At 62.2% G+C, this 17382-nt stretch carries 14 protein-coding genes; 3 read left to right on the top strand and 11 right to left on the bottom strand.

Annotated features, from left to right (window positions below; genetic code table 11):
* Nucleotides 1-39: 39 nt before the first annotated feature.
* From EDE05_RS07370 to EDE05_RS07345, 6 genes are all read right to left on the bottom strand, one after another.
* Nucleotides 40-837 carry an inositol monophosphatase family protein gene (locus EDE05_RS07370; RefSeq protein ID WP_132409573.1) on the bottom strand — a complete coding sequence of 266 codons (798 nt, stop codon included), beginning with the start codon at nt 835-837 and terminating at the stop codon, nt 40-42.
* Nucleotides 838-926: 89 nt separating this feature from the next.
* On the bottom strand, nt 927-1592 hold the full coding sequence (locus tag EDE05_RS07365; RefSeq protein WP_105372859.1) for an HAD family phosphatase: 666 nt from the start codon (nt 1590-1592) through the stop codon (nt 927-929).
* 34 nt (nt 1593-1626) lie between these two features.
* On the bottom strand, nt 1627-2688 hold the full coding sequence (locus EDE05_RS07360; protein ID WP_112799638.1) for an ABC transporter ATP-binding protein: 1062 nt from the start codon (nt 2686-2688) through the stop codon (nt 1627-1629).
* Entirely contained in the window at nt 2685-4907 is a 2223-nt protein-coding gene (locus EDE05_RS07355) for an iron ABC transporter permease (protein ID WP_132409574.1), read from the bottom strand. Before EDE05_RS07355 ends, EDE05_RS07360 begins: the two co-directional genes overlap by 4 nt.
* A 72-nt stretch (nt 4908-4979) precedes the next feature.
* Nucleotides 4980-6005, bottom strand: a complete 1026-nt coding sequence (locus EDE05_RS07350) for an ABC transporter substrate-binding protein (RefSeq protein ID WP_132409575.1) — start codon at nt 6003-6005, stop codon at nt 4980-4982.
* 118 nt (nt 6006-6123) lie between these two features.
* Nucleotides 6124-7146 carry an ABC transporter substrate-binding protein gene (locus EDE05_RS07345; RefSeq protein WP_207914817.1) on the bottom strand — a complete coding sequence of 341 codons (1023 nt, stop codon included), beginning with the start codon at nt 7144-7146 and terminating at the stop codon, nt 6124-6126.
* A gap of 220 nt (nt 7147-7366) precedes the next feature.
* On the opposite strand from EDE05_RS07345, the gene EDE05_RS07340 reads away from it, so the two are divergent.
* Both EDE05_RS07340 and EDE05_RS07335 read left to right on the top strand, forming a co-directional pair.
* Nucleotides 7367-8107, top strand: coding sequence for a response regulator transcription factor (locus EDE05_RS07340; RefSeq protein ID WP_132409577.1), 741 nt, complete (start codon nt 7367-7369; stop codon nt 8105-8107).
* Nucleotides 8104-10197: an ATP-binding protein gene (locus tag EDE05_RS07335; protein WP_132409578.1), complete on the top strand. Its 2094-nt coding sequence runs from the start codon at nt 8104-8106 to the stop codon at nt 10195-10197. Before EDE05_RS07340 ends, EDE05_RS07335 begins: the two co-directional genes overlap by 4 nt.
* A gap of 164 nt (nt 10198-10361) precedes the next feature.
* Here EDE05_RS07335 and EDE05_RS07330 read toward each other — a convergent pair whose 3' ends face one another.
* The 5 genes from EDE05_RS07330 to EDE05_RS07310 form a co-directional block, all read right to left on the bottom strand.
* Entirely contained in the window at nt 10362-12011 is a 1650-nt protein-coding gene (locus EDE05_RS07330; protein WP_134100618.1) for an FGGY-family carbohydrate kinase, read from the bottom strand.
* A gap of 55 nt (nt 12012-12066) precedes the next feature.
* On the bottom strand, nt 12067-12795 hold the full coding sequence (locus EDE05_RS07325; protein ID WP_132409582.1) for an SDR family oxidoreductase: 729 nt from the start codon (nt 12793-12795) through the stop codon (nt 12067-12069).
* A gap of 21 nt (nt 12796-12816) precedes the next feature.
* Nucleotides 12817-14067, bottom strand: coding sequence for a sugar ABC transporter permease (locus EDE05_RS07320; RefSeq protein ID WP_132409675.1), 1251 nt, complete (start codon nt 14065-14067; stop codon nt 12817-12819).
* 8 nt (nt 14068-14075) lie between these two features.
* Nucleotides 14076-14897 (bottom strand): ATP-binding cassette domain-containing protein, encoded by an 822-nt coding sequence (locus tag EDE05_RS07315; RefSeq protein WP_112799653.1) that lies wholly within the window; start codon nt 14895-14897, stop codon nt 14076-14078.
* A 72-nt stretch (nt 14898-14969) separates the two neighbouring features.
* The gene (locus tag EDE05_RS07310; RefSeq protein ID WP_105372868.1) at nt 14970-16016 is read right to left on the bottom strand and encodes a sugar ABC transporter substrate-binding protein; all 1047 of its coding nucleotides are present in this window, start codon (nt 16014-16016) and stop codon (nt 14970-14972) included.
* A gap of 278 nt (nt 16017-16294) precedes the next feature.
* Between EDE05_RS07310 and EDE05_RS07305 the strand changes: the two genes are divergently transcribed.
* The gene (locus EDE05_RS07305) at nt 16295-17308 is read left to right on the top strand and encodes a LacI family DNA-binding transcriptional regulator (RefSeq protein ID WP_132409584.1); all 1014 of its coding nucleotides are present in this window, start codon (nt 16295-16297) and stop codon (nt 17306-17308) included.
* Nucleotides 17309-17382: the final 74 nt, after the last annotated feature.

Raw genomic sequence — 17382 nt, 5'->3', positions numbered from 1 at the left:
TAATCGAAACGAAATCATCTGCGTTGGACGGCTGGGAGTTCAACCGGCATGGATTGCCAGCAGATCGGCGTAGGCTGTCTGATTACTCGCCAGCACCGGATGGCCCTGCAACAGGGCTTCTCCCTCAGCGGGGAAAGGGAGATGGCTTCCACCGGCTTCCTTGACGAGGCAATAGCCGGCCATGCAATCCCAGGCGCGCATGTAGGGCTCGTAGTATCCGACAAGCCGGCCCGCGGCCACATAGGCCAGCATCAGGGCACCGGAGCCGTTCCGGATGAAATTTCCGCCTTTGCCGAGCAAGGCGGAGACAATCGCACCTACCCGTTCCGGGGTGACATAGGTGTTGCAGCCAATGCCGGTCATGCCGTTTTGCAAAGTTCTTGACGGATCGAGGCTGAGCGTCTTGTCGTTCAGGCTCGCGCCCGCGCCTGCTGCTGCTGCGTAGAGTTCATCATCGCATGGAACATGGATTACGCCGATCACCGGCACACCGCGGTGCAGAACTGCGATCGACACGCACCATGTCGGCATGCCATTGACGAACGGCGCCGTCCCGTCAATCGGATCGACCACCCACATCAATCCCGACTGTCCTTCCTGGTAACCGCCTTCCTCGCCCAAAAATCCGTCTGCCCCAAAGGCTTCCGCCACGCGCTGTCGTATGAGCGTCTCGACATTGCGATCGGCAATGGACACGACGTCCTGCAGATCCCGCTTCGTCTCGATCACGAGCGTCTCGCGCCGGTTGAAGTAATCGAGCGCCATAGCGCCCGCCTCACGTGCAATCGCTTTGGCGAGAGCGAAGCGCTTATCAAGTCCGGTTTCTTGCAACGTCATGCTGGTATTCCTTGAATGGTTCTGGTCGTTGACTGTTTAAGAGGTCGATGCCGTCAGCTTGCGAGGCCGGGGTGAGACAGCAAAGGTGACTAGGAGGATCGTTGCCGATGTTCGTCAGGGTTGCGCATCGAGCTGCCGCCTACCGTGGTCTCGCATTGCGGCTCGTGGAGAGCGAAGCTGTTTACATCAATGACGCTCATTCCCGCCCGTCGAGCTGCTTCAATTCCTTGCTCGCTGTCTTCGAACACGACACATCGGTTTGGTTCAATTCCCAACAAAGCGGCCGCCTTCAGGAACAGGTCCGGCGCCGGCTTTGGATTAGCCACATCATCTATCGTGACCACCTCGCTGAAATACTCCCGTAGACGAGTTCCTTGTAACGTGGCTGTAACGATTTCTCGGGAACCACCAGAGGCAACGGCCATCGGAAGCACGCCAGCCAGCCGGCGAACGGTTGCGGCAACCACGCGAACTTCGCGCACATTGTGTACATTCCGGAGAAAGCGCGATCGCATCGTGGCAATGACGCATTCGCGATCGAGCACAACGTCGAATTCTCGTTCGAAGGCATCCATGAGAACCGCTTCAGACATCCCCGCACGCGCCAAGTACCAGGCATGGCTCATCAGCTTGCCGGAAAGTGAAAAGCCGGAGGCCCATGCGTCCGCATAGACAGGGGGAGTGTGCACGAGCGTGCCGTCGCAATCGAAAATGACAGCCTCGAAATTATTCTCGAGCGATAGAATATCAATCATACTTGCTCCTTCGAACGCATTGGCTCAGGGGCTCTTAGGCGCTGATAAGAGCGATGCCGCGGCCGCGGAAGCCTAATGTGGCTTCGGACTCGGCAGGGAGGATACGGTCAACGGCATGGTCAACGATGAAGAGCGTGCCGACCTCCGTTTCGACCTCGTATTCGACATGGTCTCCAAGATAGGCCGAATGCAGAATGCGGCCGGCGAGCCCCTGCCCGCGCCCCTCCAACAGCGAGACAGCGCTCGGGCGGACGGCGAGGCTTGCTGCACCAGGCTTCGCCCTGCCCGCGGGCACCCGATGCAGGAATCCGCCGATACGGATTTCTGCGTCGGCGCCATCGATGCCGAGCACGTCGCACGGGATCACATTGGCTTCCCCCATGAAATCGGCGATGAAAGAGGAAGCGGGCGATTCATAAAGCTCGCGCGGGGCTCCCGACTGGGCAATCTGCCCGTCCTTCATGACAATGATGCGATCCGAGACGGCGAGCGCCTCGTCCTGATCATGCGTAACATAGACGGCGGTGAAACCGAGGCGCTGCTGGAGTTCGCGGATTTCCGTGCGCACCCGGCGGCGCAGGCGGGCATCGAGGTTGGAGAGAGGCTCATCGAGCAGAAGCACCTGCGGCTCCAGTACGAGCGCACGAGCCACCGCGACGCGCTGCTGCTGTCCGCCGGAGAGTTCGGCCGGCAGACGCTGTCCCATGCCGGCCAGGCCAACGAGCGCCAGCCCCTCCTCCGCCTTCTCCCGCGCTTGCCTGCGGGACAGGCCGGAAGATTCGAGGCCATAAGCGACGTTCTCAAGCGAGCTCATGTGCGGAAAGAGTGCATAGGACTGGAAAACCATGGAAACGTCGCGCTCGTTGGCCGGCAGCATGGTGACGTCCTTGCCGCCGATGAGGATTCTCCCCGCCGTCGGATGTTCAAGACCGGCGAGCATCCGCAGGGTCGTCGTCTTGCCGCAGCCCGAGGGGCCAAGCAGGGTGACGAGCGTTCCGGGCTCGATGGTGAGCGAGAGGTCGGGAATGGCGGTGAAGGCGCCGAAGGTCTTTTTCACGTTCTGGAAGACCACGGAACCGGCTTTCTGGGTAATCATGCGGTTTTCTCCTGACGAAGAGTGGCGGACGGGGTAATGCCGGCGACGCGGTTTTCGCGCCGAAGCCGCCGTTCGCCAACAAGAAGCTGGAAGCCGGTGATGACGGCGACCATGACGACGATGAGCATGGAGGAGTAGGCGATTGCCACCCCGTATTCACCGTTTTCGACGAGGCCGACGATGTAGGAGGTCGCCATGTTGTATTCGGCGCTGACGAGGAAAATGACGGCGCTGATGGAGGTGATGGCGCGCACGAAGGAATAGACCAGCGCCGCCGTGATTGCAGGCCGCAGGAGCGGCAGTATGATCTTGCGGATCGTGCGGAAGCTGTTGGCGCGTAACGTCAGCGAGGCTTCGTCCAGGCTCTTGTCGAGCTGGCTCATCGCCGCAATGCCGCCGCGCACGCCAACCGGCATGTTGCGGAATACGAAGCAGGCGATCAGGATCAGTGCCGAGCCGGTCATTTCGAGCGGCGGCAGGTTGAACGCCATAATGTAGCTGACGCCGATGACCGTGCCGGGAATGGCAAAGCTCATCATCAGAGCGAATTCGAAGGCGTTCTTGCCGGCAAACTTCTGGCGCACGATGATATAGGCTGTCAGCAAGCCGACGATCGCCGTCAACGGTGCAGAGATCAGCGCGATCTCCATCGTTGTCCAGAACGAGTTCCAGGCGACGCCCGTCCAGACAAATCCGTTGTCGAAGCTGATCGAGAAGGCCTTGGCGTAGTGGTCGAGGGTTAGGGAATTGTCGAGGCCCCAGGTCTTAACGAAGCCGCCAACGAGGATCATTCCGTAGATGACGAGCGTGAAGAGGCCCCACGGGATGACGAGAGCGTGTACGCCGATCGAGACACCGCGCGGCAGGGCGATGTGGGCACCGCTGTCACCCTTGCCCGTGACCGTCGCGAAATTCTTGCCGGAAAGCCAGAAACGCTGGGCAAGGAAGGCAGACAGAGTAAAGGCAAGCAGCACCATGGCGAGTACGGCGGCGCGCGAGGGATCGTTCTGCGAACCAACGACCGCGAAGAAGATTTCCGTCGAGAGCACGCCATGGCTGCCGCCGAGCACCAGCGGATTGCCGAAATCGGCCATGCTCTCGATGAAGCCGATGAGAAAGGCGTTGGCGAGGCCCGGCTTCATCAGCGGCAGCGAAACGCGCCAGAAGGTGCGCCAACGGCCGGCCCGCAGCGTCTGCGAAGCCTCCTCCATCGACGGGCTGACGCCCTCGACGACGCCGATCAGCACGAGGAAGGAAATCGGCGTGAAGGACAGCACCTGCGCGATCCAGATGCCGGTGAGGCCGTAAAGCCAGCGGCCGGGCTCGATGGCGAAGAGGTTGGACAGGCCCTGCGTGATGACGCCGGCACGGCCGAAGAGCAGGGTCAGCGCAAGACCGATGACGAAGGGCGGCGTGATGATCGGCAGGATGGTCAGGAGGCGCAGGCCCTTCTTATAGGGAAAGCGCGTACGGGTGGCGACGAGCGCGAAGGCAAGGCCGAGCAGTGTTGAACCGAGGCCGGTCATGATGGCAAGCCAGAGCGTGCGCCAGGCGACGCCGCAGCGCGCGCCACCGGTCAGGCAGCCGAGGCTCCAGATGCCGGAATCCTGCACGTTGCGGGTGAAGTTATCCGGATTGAACGAGCCGTCGAAATCCTGCACCGCACCGATGAACATGCTGCCGATCGGGTAGAAGACGAAGACGATGACGAGGAAGACGAGGAGCGAGATCGCACTGACGACGAAGGCATCTCCCTTCATCACACCACGCTCGGCAAGACCGAAGGCAAAGAGCAGCACGAAGGAGATGGCGGAAAGGACAGCACCGGCGCCCATCGCCGGCTGGCCGTCGGACAATGGCCCGAACAGCGTCCCGCTGATAGTCCATGTCCAGCCGGTAAGGCCGATGGCGAGGCCCTGGAACGCGAGGAACAGAATGCCCAGCGCGCCTACCCAAGCCAGAACGACGCCCCGGCGCATCGGATCTCCCATACCGCGGGCAGCACCGGCGATGAGGAGGAGCAGGACGGCACCGGCAAGCCAGAGCCGGCCGTGCACGCCGACCTGCACCAGATTCGGCGCCGCTGCGGAAGAAAAGGGGAAACCGGCCAGCCAGCCCAGCCCGTAGAAGCCACCGTCGATCCGGTACCAGGGCAGAAGGGTCATAGCGACCGCGCCCAGGAGCAGGACGACGTCCAGCCTTCGATTGCCATGCATCATGGCCGACCTCGCTGTCATTGCGTTGAAAGGAGACGGCACCCCAGAGGGAGGGCGCCGCCACTCAGGACACCATCAGTTGGCGGCGGCGCCGATTTCACGATCCCAGCGCTCGAGGAGCGCCTTGCGCTTTGCCGGGTCGCCGTAGGTCTTGAAGTCGTAGTCGATCAGTTTGATGTTCTCGAAGCGCGGAGCTTCCTTGGGGATTTGGGCGCTCTTGTTGGAGGGGAGCTGGAAGGATTTTGCGTCCTTCATTCGCGACTGGACTTCCGAGGTCAGCGCCCAGTCGTACCAGATCTTGGCATTGTCGAGGTTGCGCGCACCCTTGATGATCGACATGGAGCCGATCTCGTAACCGGTGCCTTCGCACGGCGTAACCGACTTGACCGGGAAGCCTTCTGCCGTCTGCGCCACCGCATCGTGCACAAAGACGATGCCGAGAGCCGTTTCGCCGCGGGCGGCCGCCTTGACCGGCGCGGAACCGGACTTCGTGTATTGCGAGATGTTATTGTTGAGCTTCTTCAGGTAATCGAAAGCCTGATCCTCGCCCATGATCTGCACCAGAGAGGCCAGCGCCGTGTAGGCCGTACCGGAGGAATTTGGATTGGCGATCTGGATCTCACCCTTCAGTTCCGGCGTCAGGAGGTCCGCCCAGCAAGCCGGCTCTTTGAACCCCTTCGATTTGAAGATTTCCGTGTTGTAGCCCCACCCGAGCGCGCCGGCGTAAACGCCGACGGTGCGGTATCCGGAGCTTTCCGCCTGACTCTTCGCCCAGTCGTGCAGTTCGTTGAGTTTAGCCGACTTGTATTCGAGCGTCAGGCCTTCAGAAGCGGCCTGCAGATGCGGGTCGCCCGTCCCGGCCCACCAGATGTCCGTCTTTGGGTTGCGCGCTTCCGCACGTACCTTGGCATAGGTCTCGCCGGATGAGAGGCGCACCATGTTCACTTTGATGTCGCCATGGGCTTTCTCGAAATCGCCCTTCATTTGCTCGCAAATGACGACGTCCGCCGAGCAAATGAGGTTGAGGTCGCCGGCCGCCTGCGCCGGGAGAGCTGCAAGCGCCGTACCAGCGAAGAGCATAAGGGAAAGGGTCTGTTTCATCGGGGCATCCTCCTGTTGCCTGGTTTTCCGATTTTGGTGCGAACGAGACACGGCAGGGCCTTCGGCCTGCTTGCGAGCGGCGCGTTCACGAAGTTCGGGTCGTGGTTGGTGTTGGCAGTTAGTTAGTCGCTGATATCACCGCGTCGAACTGTTCGAGCAGCCGACTTCGCTCTTCCGGCGAGCCAAAGGTAGCGAAGTCGTAATCGACCATCTTGATCAACGAGATATCGGGGGCGGCGAGCGGCAAGGTCGATTTCGCGTTGGACGGGACCTGGTTCTGGCCGGCAGCGGCACCGGTCCCCTGACCTTCCGGGCTCAGGGCGAAATCGACGAACTGCCTTGCCTCTTCCGGATGCCGGGTACCCTTGACGATGCTGACAGCCCCGATCTCGTATCCGGTACCCTCACAGGGGGCGACGATGACGAGAGGCGATCCCGCCTGTTTCTGCGTCACGGCGTCATGCATGAAGGAAATGCCGATCAGGGTTTCTCCGCGCGCCGCCGCCTTGACCGGTGCGGCACCTGCGGTCGTGTACTGGTCGATATTGCGGTTGAGAGCCGCAAGGAAGCGGAAAGCCTCGTTTTCGCCGAAAAGCTGCACGAGCGTCGCAAGCGTCGTGAACGCGGTCCCCGACGACTTAGGATTGCCGCTCTGGATACGGCCGCGGTAGGCGATGTCCGTCAGGTCCTTCCAACAGGTCGGTGCAGGCAGCTTCAGTTCACGCAGAAGGTCGGCGTTGTAGGCAAAGCCGAGCGCTCCGGCATAGATGCCCGCCGAGCGGCTACCGGACATGGCAAAAAAATTCAGCGCCCAGGGCAGCAGGTCTCGCTCATGCGCCGGCTGATACGTTTCGAGCAGGTTTTCCGAACCCGCCTGCAGATGCGTGTCACCAGTGCCGCCCCACCAGACGTCGACTGTCGGGGCCGCCTTCTCGGCACGGATCTGGTTGAGAATATCTCCGGTGCTCTTGCGGGTCATCGCAATTTCGAGGCCGGTTTTCGTCTCGTAGGCCGTCTTCATCTCGGCGCACCACGCTTCATCGACACCGCATAGCACGGTGAGCGATGGGGCGGCCATGCCAGCCGAAACGCTGCACAACCACAATGCAACGCCCGCGCCGAAAGCGCTTTTACCTCTCACGATATCCTCCCATTTGGAACGGTGAACGTCCCAATCTCCGCAGTCAGGATGCCACATCTACCAGCTGCCGCAACCCTCAGAATGGTTACCGTTCTTACAACCGCGGGCAGGCCCGGCATTCCGAAAGTGACAAAGATTACAAATATGACAGGCCCCATAATGCGAGCCGCTTTGAAGATTGCGATGGCCCCGCCTATGATGGGCGCGGGAGGACGTGCATATGTTGAATGAGAGGATAAGGATTCTGATCGTCGAGGACGATCCGGATATGGCCGAGCTCATTTCCGACCTGGTGGAGGCGGAGGGCTGGACGCCGCTTACCGCACCGTCGGCAGAAGAGGCCGCTGGCGTGATCAGCCGCGAAACCGTGCATCTGGTTCTGGTCGACCACAATCTTCCGGGCACCTCCGGTCGCACCTTCGCGCAGCGCCTCCGTGCGCAGACCAATATCGGCATCGTCATGGTGACGGCCGCCGGCAGCGCCGCCGACCGGGTGCTCGGCCTGGAAACGGCGGCGGACGACTACGTCGTCAAACCCTTCGAGCCGATCGAGCTGACGGCGCGCATCAAGGCTGTGCTGCGCCGGACGATCCCCTCGCTGAAGCACGAGCCGGAAATCGACCGCAAGCATGAACCGGCGGCGCTGAGGCTCGGCGACTGGTCGGTCGATCTTAAAAACCGGCGCGCCGTCTGCCTGAATGATCCCGCCAAATCCCTCACCAACGCCGAATTTGCCCTCCTCGAAATTCTTGCCGAGACCCCGAACCTGCCCGTCAGCCGCGCTCACATCCTCGACAGGCTTGGCGCCGAAAGCGAGCGTTATATCGACCGCAATGTCGACGTGCTCGTGCTGCGCCTTCGCCGCAAGATCGAGCGCAATCCGGACCTGCCGCGCCACATCCAGACACGCCGCAGCAAGGGCTATGTACTGAGTACCGACGACGGCGAGCTCTCGCCGTGATCAGTCGCCCGTTTCTCTCCTCGATCGCCTTTCGGCTGCCCTTCGCGATTGTCTTCATCTGCGTACTTGTCTTCAGTCTGGCCACGGTCGCAGTCTACGGCCTCCAGCGCGCCCGCGAGGAGATGGCGGCTTACGGCCTGCAGGCGTTTTCAAGTCTCGCCAAGGCATCACTTGTCTCGCGGCAGGTCTCCGATCTGGTGTCCAGCGCGCCTTTCCTGATGAACGCCACGTCGCCTTACAGGGTCTCCAGCGAAAGCAGGTCGGTCGTCGCCCAGGTCGATGCGCTGCTTCTCACCATGCAGCCGAAACACGACGAGACGGTTATGAAGGGGTTTGCCGGGGCCCACATCGTCGAGCTGCTGGAGACGATCCGCATGCAGACGACGACACTTGCCGGCGATGCGGAAGCGGCTCAGCAGCACAAGGCAGAGGCCGCGGCCGCGCTCGGGGAAATTGCTACCGGCGGCGGGATCGCAGACGCCGATTTCCGCCGGCAGCTCAACGATATCGTGCAGTCGGCGTCGAACTCGGACAGTCTTTTCCAGCTCGGCGAACTGCGTCGCCGCTATGTCGCTGAAACGACGCAGCGCCTTGAACGGGCCGCCCCGGATTCGCGGATTTCCCCCGACGAGTTGATGCCCTATGAGCGGGTCTTTGAGGCTCAGACCCGTTATCTGCTTGAAATGTTTTCCATCCGCGCCGCAGTGGGGCGCCTGCATTCCGTTTCTCGCGATCTCTCGCATGCGACCGAGACCCAGAGCGAGGCCGTCGCCCGGGGTCTCAACGAAGATCTCATTTCGACGTCCGACGCTCTGAGCCGCTTGCTTGTCATCGTCGCCCTGGCGTCGCTGCTTGTGCTGGTCATGGCGATTTTCTCCATCCGCTCCGTCATGCGCGTTTCGCGCGGAATCGTCGCGCTCTCCACCGGCATGAACGCGCTGGCCGAAGGACGCAAGGATGTCGAGACGCCGAGCTATGAGGGCACGGAGACGGAACTGGTCCGTCTGCTCGAAGCTTTCCGTGCGTTCCGGGAGAGTGTCGAGCGCGTGACGCGGCTGCGGCGCACGGCCGAGGCGGCCGCCCGCACCATCCGTTCCACTTTCCGCAGCATGAACGAGGGCATCGCGTTGTTCGATCCGCGCGGCCGGCCAATCACGATGAACCGGCGCGTCATCGAGCTGGTCGGCTGGTCCGGCTCGGCCCGGAAGCTGCCGCTCCGCAGTTTCGTCGCGCCCCTTGAAGAGATCGATCCGGCACTTCTGCCGGCCGAGAACGATGCCGGACTGCTCCGCGACCGGGCCGTGCTGCGCCATCGGTCCGATGCCGGCCGGGTGACGGAAGTTTCGCTATCGCGCCAGCCGGATGGCGGGATCATCCTTCTCGCACGCGATATTACCGACATGGATCGGCAGGAGGCCGAGGCTGCGAAGATCCAGCGCCTCGACGGCATCATGCGCATGACCCATCAGGTGAGCCATGAGGTAGGCAACATGATCGGGATCATCACCGGCAGCCTTGGCCTGCTGGAGCGCGAAGCCGGCTTCAATGACCGGCAAAAGCGGCACATCGCCCGCATCCGCAAGGCAGCCGACCGGGGCAGGTCCCTGGCCGGAAGCATGCTTTCGATCGGCAGCCAGCAGCCGAGCAATCCTGGCCCGGTGGAGATCGGCGCAGTGCTGCGCGGCATGGCCGACGTGCTGGAAATCGCCATCGGCGAAAAGTGCCGGCTTTCCTTCGAGATAGACGACGACTTGCCCACTGTCTTCATCGACGCGGCCCTCTTCGAGCAATCGATCCTTAATCTCTGTCTGAACGCCGCTGCGGCCATGCCGGCGGGCGGAACGATTCTCATCCGTTGTTCCCGCAGCGATGCCGGCGTCAACGTCAGCGTGGCGGATAACGGCATCGGCATGACAGCGGAGGCGATCGACAAGGCGTTCGAACCTTATTTTACCACCCGCGATGCCGAAGGGGGCGCCGGTCTTGGTCTGGCTGTGGTCTACGGCTTCGTGCGCCAAAGCGGCGGAGACGCCCGTATCACCTCGTTGCCGGGCAAGGGAACGGTCGTCGAACTTTTCTTTCCCGCATGAAACCTGCCATCCGCTCTTGAAGAGACCGACGATCCTACGACCTTTGCTAGTCGTGTTCATCGACCCACTTCCTTTGTTTCATCGCGCCGGCCTGCAACGCGCCGTAGTTGATGGCACCTACCCGCCTCGCATGACGAGCGGCATCAGAACACGCATGAGCAATTTCAAACCGCGAGCGCCGTCGAAGGTCGTATCTTTCTCGAAATTTCCTGAAGGCTGAGAAAAGCTTGGTAACGCTGTTCATGAACCCCGACCATATCCTGGTCCCTCGGCTCATACACCGAGGCAACTGATGAGAGCGTGCCCATGGCGTGGCGAACATCGGGATAGACGCCGGCAGCGACACTGCCGAGGATGGCCGAGCCGAGCAGGACCGGTTCCTCTGCGACTGGGGCGAGAACCGGCTTGCCACAGGCATCCGCGAGGATCTGCCGGACCAGCGGACTTGCCCCCGCACCGCCGCTGATGACGACCCGTTCCACCGAAGCGCCGGCCTTGGCCTGCGTCTCGATGATCTGGCGCAGTCCGTAACCGATGCCACAAAGGCCGGCGATGTAGAGAGCGACCAGGTTGTCGAAGTCGCGCTCCATTCCAAGCCCCGCGATGACCGCGCGGGCATGCGGATCGGCGAAGGGCGCGCGATTGCCGAGAAACTCCGGGACGACATGCAGGCCGGCCGCGAGCTCGACCGCCTCCGAGGCATTCGCGACCTTGCCCGTGGCGATTTCGGCCATAAAGGCTGGAAGCGACTTGCCCGCTACGCGCGCCCTGGCTGTCGCCTCGCTTGCTGCCGGATGGAAGGAGAGAAGCTGGTCGATCGCAGCGCCGGCCGCACTCTGACCGCCCTCATTCAGCCACATGCCCGGCACCATGGCCGAGTAATAAGGCCCCCAGACGCCGGGCACGAAGACCGGCTCTGCGGTCGAGGTCATGGTGCAGGAGGAGGTGCCGAAGACATAGGCGAGGTTCTCGGTGGGATTGCCGCCGATCCCGACCGTGCCGATCCCGCCCGCATGGGCGTCGATCATGCCGGCCGCGACCGCGGTGCCAGGCTTCAGCCCCATTTCATTTGCCGCCTCTTCCGTCAGCCCCTGGCCGAGACGGGTCCCGGGCTCGACGATCGCTGTACCGATGCGGGCAAAGCCCTCAGCCGCCAGTTCGTTGAGACCGATCTTCTCGAAATAGCTTTCATCCCAGCGCGCCTCATGGGCGAGATAGGTCCACTTACAGGTCACGGTGCAAGTCGAGCGGGAAAGATCGCCGGTCGACTTCCAGGTGAGGAAATCGGCAAGGTCGAAGAATTGCCAGGCGGCCGCAAAGATCGCGGGGCGGTTTTCCTTCAGCCACAGGATCTTCGGCGTCTCCATCTCGGGAGAAATGCGCCCGCCGACGTAGCGCAGCACGTCATGACCCATGGCGTTGATGCGCTCGGCCTGGGCAACCGCGCGATGGTCCATCCAGACGATGATATTGCGTTCGGCCTTCTCCGACGGCCCGACGGCGAGCGGCTTGCCGCCCTCCCCGAGCACGACGAGCGAGCACGTCGCATCGAAGCCGAGCCCGACGACCCGGGTCGGATCAACCCCGGCAGAAGCGACCGCCTCACGGATGATCGCGCAGACCGCGTTCCAGATTTCCGTGCTCGACTGTTCGACGATCGAGCCGGCCTCGCGAAAAAGCGTGATGTCGCGCTTGGCGACCGACAGCATCTTGCCGGAGAGGTCGAACAGACCCGCACGCGCGCTTCCCGTTCCGACATCAACGCCGATGACGTATTGCTGGGCTCCCTCGGACGAGTTTTGGGCTGGGGTCATGATCTTACGCTCTGCTGTCGGCTTGTAGTGTGCGTGCTTCCGGATCACGCCGGCGTCAGAGATCGACGCTGTTCGGGAGGATCACGAGATCGCGGATCGTCACGTTGCGCGGCCTCGACAGCATGAAGAGCACGGCGTCGGCCACTTCCTTTGGCTGCATCAGGCTGCCATTGGCAAGCGCTTCCTCCATCTTGGCCTTCGGCCAGTCGTCGAGCAGTGCCGTGACGACTGGCCCTGGCAGGACCGCACCGACACGCACGCCGTGCGGAGCGAACTGACGGCGGGTCGAATGCACGAAGGCCTGGACTGCGAACTTCGATGCCGTGTAGATCGGCTCCCAGACCACCGGCACCACCCCGGCAATCGAACTGGTGAACAGGATGTCGCCCGACTTCTGCGCGATCATGTGCGGCAGGACCGCATGCACCGAGCGGAAGGCGGCATTGATGTTGAGATTGAGCATCCGGTCCCAGGCATCCGGATCTCCCTCGGCCACCGGCCCACCGATATAGGCGCCGGCATTGGCATGGAAGATATCGAGCCGGCCAGCAAGCTCCAGGATGCGGGGAAGCATGCTGGAGACGGCAGGACCGTCGAAGAGATCGACCACCAGGGGCTTTGCGCGCTCGCCGAGTTCCTGGCAAAGCGTCTCGAGCTTGTCCTTGGCGCGGTCGATCAGAACGACGGTCGCGCCTTCGGCGATCAGTGTGCGGGCGCATTCAAGCCCGATACCTGAGGCGGCGCCGGTGATCCCCGCAACCTTGCCCTTCATCAGTTCAGTCATAACAGGTCTCCAGTTTTCAAATCAGGCGCGGCCATGGCTGACGCGCGAACGGCGAGCGAGCGAGTCGACGATCACGGCGATGGCGAGAACGGCACCGGTGATCATGTAGCGAAGCGACGAGCTGAGGTTGAGCAGCGTCAGGCCGTTCGAGATCGCCTGGATGACGATGATGCCGAGAAGTGCCGAATAAGCGCTGCCGCGACCGCCGAAGAGGCTGGTGCCGCCGATGACGGCTGCGGCGATGGCGTTCAGATTGACGTCACCTGTGCCCGCCTGCTGGCTGGACGAGGCGAGACGGGCTGCCGAGAGCGTGCCACCGAGCGCGGCCAGCGTTGAGCACAGCATGAAGGCGCTCATGTAGATGCGGCGGACATTGATGCCGGAGCGGCGGGCGGCTTCACGGTTGCCACCGACCGCGAACATGGACCGACCCCACTGAGTCTTGGTCAGTGCATAGTTGAGGATGACGACAAGAGCCACGAAGAGGCCGAACATCCATGGCACGCCGCGCCCCATATTGAGGTAGTAGACGGCAGCTTCCAGGACCAAAGTCAGAACGGCGGCCTTGACGACGAGGCTGCTCAGCGGCTGCGAGGAGAGATTGACCGCCTGACGGCGCTTCCTGATCACCAGACCGGCAGCAATCAGGACGGCACCCGGGACCAGGGCGAGCAGGTAGGACAGCCAGTCCGGCATCACGAGGATCTGGCCGAAGCGGACGAGCGGCGAAGCATAAGGCAGATTAATGCTGCCCGTTGGGCCGAGGATATAGAGTTGCATCCCAAGCAATGCCAACAAGCCTGCAAGCGTGGCAACGAAGCTCGGCATGCCGAGACGATTGTAAAGCATGGCGTAGAGTGCACCTACTGCCGCGCCCGTGACCAGGGCGGCACCAATAGCGAGCGGCAGCGAAATGCCGGAATTGACCCAGAGCACGCCAATGATCGCGGAGGCGAGACCACTCATCGAGCCGACCGACAAGTCGATTTCGCCGAGGATGAGGACGCAGACGATACCGAGCGAGATGATGCCGACGGTGGCGCTATCGAACAGCAGGTTCACCAGATTGTTCGGTGCGAGGAAGATCGGGTTGAGGATGCTGAAGACCGTCGAGATGACGATCAGGCCGATCGCAACCGGTAGCATGCCGAGATCGCCGGAGCGGACGCGGCTGATGAAGGCGCGGATTGTGCCGCCGATGCCGTCGGCGTGGCTGACACGCTCGTCGCTGCGATCGAGTGCGAGCGAGGTGGGCTTGGAATTGGGGGACATGTCGGTGCTCATGCGTGGCTCCCGCCGGTTGCTGCCTGCTCGCCGCTCTTGCGGCCGATACGGCGCGAGACGGCGTTTTCCGTGGCCCCTGTGATGGCGGCCACGAGTTCGTGGCTGGACGCGTCCGGACTGAAGACGCCGTTGTTCTTGCCGAGACGCAGGACCACGATGCGGTCAGCGACTGCTCGTACGTCTTCCATGTTGTGGCTGATGATGATGACGCCGAGGCCGCGCTCACGCACGCGCTCGATCAGATTCAGAACCTCTGCCGTCTGGGCGACACCGAGGGCAGCGGTCGGCTCGTCGAGCATGATGATCTTCGGGTCGAGCAGCAGCGAGCGCGCGATCGCGACCGTCTGGCGCTGGCCGCCGGAGAGCGAGGCGATCGGTTCTCGGACCGAGGGGATACGGGCCGCGAGCTCCCGAAGCAGGGTCCAGGCTCGCACTTCCATCGCCACCTCGTCGAGGTTCCAGGGCGATATCTCGTGGCCGAGAAAAAGATTGGCTACGACGTCGAGATTTTCGCACAACGCCAGATCCTGGAACACCGTCGCGATGCCGAGTTCGAGCGCGCGGCTAGGGCTGTCGAGCGAGACTTCCTGGCCACAGAACTCAATCCGGCCGGAGCTCGGCCGATGGACGCCCGCCAGAACCTTGATTAGCGTCGACTTGCCGGCGCCGTTGTCGCCGACCAGAGCGACGACCTCGCCCGCCTTCACCTCCAGCTCGATGTCGGACAAAGCGGATACAGCACCGAAGTTCTTCGAGACATTGCTCAGCTTCAGGATGGTCGTGCCTTTTGGAGGCAGACCGATGTCATTTCGTTGCATGACGGGCGCTCTTCTTTCGACATGGGTCACGCCCGGCCGGAGCAAGCCCCGGCCGGGCGCCTTGGGAGATCATTACTGGGTGATACCGAGCTTCTTGCAACCCTCGGCATATTCGCCGGTGCAGATTTCTTCGGGCTTCTGGATGCCCTTGTCGAAGATCTCAGCCTTGATGTTTTCCGCGGTCACAACGGCCGGCACGAAGAGCTCGGACGGTGTGTTGTAGAGCGTGGTCTTGGCTTCCGGGGTTTCGCCCTTCAGGAGCTTGACCGCGACGTTGGCGGCGGCAGCGGCGACGATTTCCGAAGGCTTGGAGATCGTGTTGTACTGGTCGCCCGAGATGATGAGCTGCAGGGCAGCGATCGTCGCGTCGTTACCCGTGATCGGTGGAACCGGGTTTACGCCGGCGGCCTTGAAGGCGGCGATCGCGCCACCGCCGGTCCCGTCGTTTGCGGCAACCACGCCCTTGATCTTGGCGCCGAAGCGGGTGATCTGGCCAGCCGCCCATTCCTGTGCCTTCGGCGGCGCCCATTCCGGCGTGTCGAATTCGGCAAGCGTCTTGTAGTCCGAGTCCTTCAGACCGCGATGGATACCGTCACGGATGAGGCCTGCCGCCGCATCGGTCGGTGAACCGTTGATCTGCAGGACGCCCGAGCCGCCCGGAACACCACTCGCTTTCAGGTGATCGACGAGCGACTTGGCAATCGCATGGCCGATGCCTTCGTTGTCGAAGGAAACGTAGTAGTCGGCAGCCTTGTTCGGGATCGGCCGGTCATAGGCGATGACCTTGACGTCCTGGGACTGGGCGATTTCGACAAGCGCAGCAGCCGCAGCGGAATCGACCGGGTCGAGAACAACGACCTTGGCGCCCTGCGCGATCACCGAGTTGAACTGCTGTTGCTGGAGTGCGACGTCCGCATTGGCATTCTGATAGATAACAGTGCAGGACGGGCAGAGCTTGGCCATCTCGGCCTTGAAGCCCGGATAGTCGTGCTCTTCATAGCGCGTCGATGCCTGGTCGGGCATCAGGAAGGCGACGGTTGCCCCCTCCTGCGCGAGAGCGGAACCGGAAACCATTGCGGCGAGACCGGCGGTTGCCAGCAGCATGGAACGAATTTTCATATCTCATTCTCCTCCTTGAATGGGAACAGCTCGCCTTAAAGAGACTGCCCCGGATCATCGCTCCCCATACCCATTCCGCATCGCCTGACATGAGGACGCAGCTCATCGTTCGTCGCCGAACACATCGGCGCCGCAAGACATGGGCACTGACAGAACGCCTCCCGGCTGACTCTCCACAGCCGACCTGCATTATCGATGGAGCAAGATTGCTCAATCGATGAAGCATCAATTGCCACTTCTCTCGTTTGATGTCAAGTTGGGTTCATCAGGAGGAATTCGTGAATCAGCAGCGCCCGCAGAAAAAGACGACGATCTACGATCTGGCCGAACTTGCCGGAACGTCGGCGAGCGCCGTCAGCGCCGTGCTAAACGGGAACTGGAAAAAGCGCCGGATCAGCACGCAGCTTGCGGAGAAGATCACCCGGATCGCCGAGGAGCAAGGCTACGCGGTGAACATGCAGGCGAGCCTGTTGCGGCGCGACAAGTCAAAGATCATCGGCATGATCGTGCCGAAATACGACAACCGCTATTTCGGCTCGATCGTCGAAACCTTCGAAATCATGGCGCGGGAACGCGGCCTGTTCCCTATCATCACCTGCACTTTGCGCGATCCGGATCTTGAGGTCGAGGCAGCTCGAACCATGCTATCTTACCAGGTCGAATGGCTGATCTCGACCGGCGCAACCAATCCCGACCGGATTACCGACATCTGCCTTGCAGCCGGTGCCCACAGTCTCAATCTCGATCTGCCGGGAACCAAAGCGCCCTCGGTCATCTCTGACAATTTCGCCGGCGCGCGCGAACTGACCAGGCGCACCCTCATCAATCACCGGCGTAAGACCGGCGTGATGTCGCCACTACTCTTTATCGGCGGGCGGGGCTCAGACCATAACACCGCTGAGCGTATCCGCGGTTTTCGCGTGGCGCACCAAGATCTCGGCGTCCCGATCGAGGAACACCATATCCTTGCCTGCGGCTACGCCCCGGAAAAGGCTGCACAAGCGCTAAGCGCGATGGCAGCAAGGGAAGGAAGCGTGCCGCGCGGCATGTTCGTCAATTCGACCATCTCGCTGGAAGGCGTCATGCGGTGGATCAAGTCATCGCCGCACTTAAACGGAGCGCCTCCCATCATCGGCTGCTTCGACTGGGATCCGTTCGTCGCGCTGCTTGGTCACGACATCGAGATGGCGCGACAGGACGTGCCCGGCATGCTGACGGCCGCCTTTGACATCCTCGAAAAGGGTGGCGATGATACCAGGAATCTAATCGAAATTCCGCCTATCTTTGCGTGAGCCAGACAAGAGGGGGTTGTCCAACCCAGGGGACTTCCCAGGGACGGGAACGTGCAGGTATCCCCACAATGGAC

It is taken from the genome of Neorhizobium sp. R1-B, assembly GCF_004368875.1.
Classification (GTDB): domain Bacteria; phylum Pseudomonadota; class Alphaproteobacteria; order Rhizobiales; family Rhizobiaceae; genus Neorhizobium; species Neorhizobium huautlense.
The sequence above is the reverse complement of the archived record's forward strand: the minus strand, read 5'-3'. Positions and strand labels throughout refer to the sequence as shown.

Coding starts and splice junctions, on each gene's coding strand:
- EDE05_RS07370 (WP_132409573.1), bottom strand. CDS start 837: ATGACGTTGCAAGAAACCGGACTTGATAAGCGCTTCGCTCTCGCCAAA.
- EDE05_RS07365 (WP_105372859.1), bottom strand. CDS start 1,592: ATGATTGATATTCTATCGCTCGAGAATAATTTCGAGGCTGTCATTTTC.
- EDE05_RS07360 (WP_112799638.1), bottom strand. CDS start 2,688: ATGATTACCCAGAAAGCCGGTTCCGTGGTCTTCCAGAACGTGAAAAAG.
- EDE05_RS07355 (WP_132409574.1), bottom strand. CDS start 4,907: ATGATGCATGGCAATCGAAGGCTGGACGTCGTCCTGCTCCTGGGCGCG.
- EDE05_RS07350 (WP_132409575.1), bottom strand. CDS start 6,005: ATGAAACAGACCCTTTCCCTTATGCTCTTCGCTGGTACGGCGCTTGCA.
- EDE05_RS07340 (WP_132409577.1), top strand. CDS start 7,367: ATGTTGAATGAGAGGATAAGGATTCTGATCGTCGAGGACGATCCGGAT.
- EDE05_RS07330 (WP_134100618.1), bottom strand. CDS start 12,011: ATGACCCCAGCCCAAAACTCGTCCGAGGGAGCCCAGCAATACGTCATC.
- EDE05_RS07325 (WP_132409582.1), bottom strand. CDS start 12,795: ATGACTGAACTGATGAAGGGCAAGGTTGCGGGGATCACCGGCGCCGCC.
- EDE05_RS07320 (WP_132409675.1), bottom strand. CDS start 14,067: ATGTCCCCCAATTCCAAGCCCACCTCGCTCGCACTCGATCGCAGCGAC.
- EDE05_RS07315 (WP_112799653.1), bottom strand. CDS start 14,897: ATGCAACGAAATGACATCGGTCTGCCTCCAAAAGGCACGACCATCCTG.
- EDE05_RS07310 (WP_105372868.1), bottom strand. CDS start 16,016: ATGAAAATTCGTTCCATGCTGCTGGCAACCGCCGGTCTCGCCGCAATG.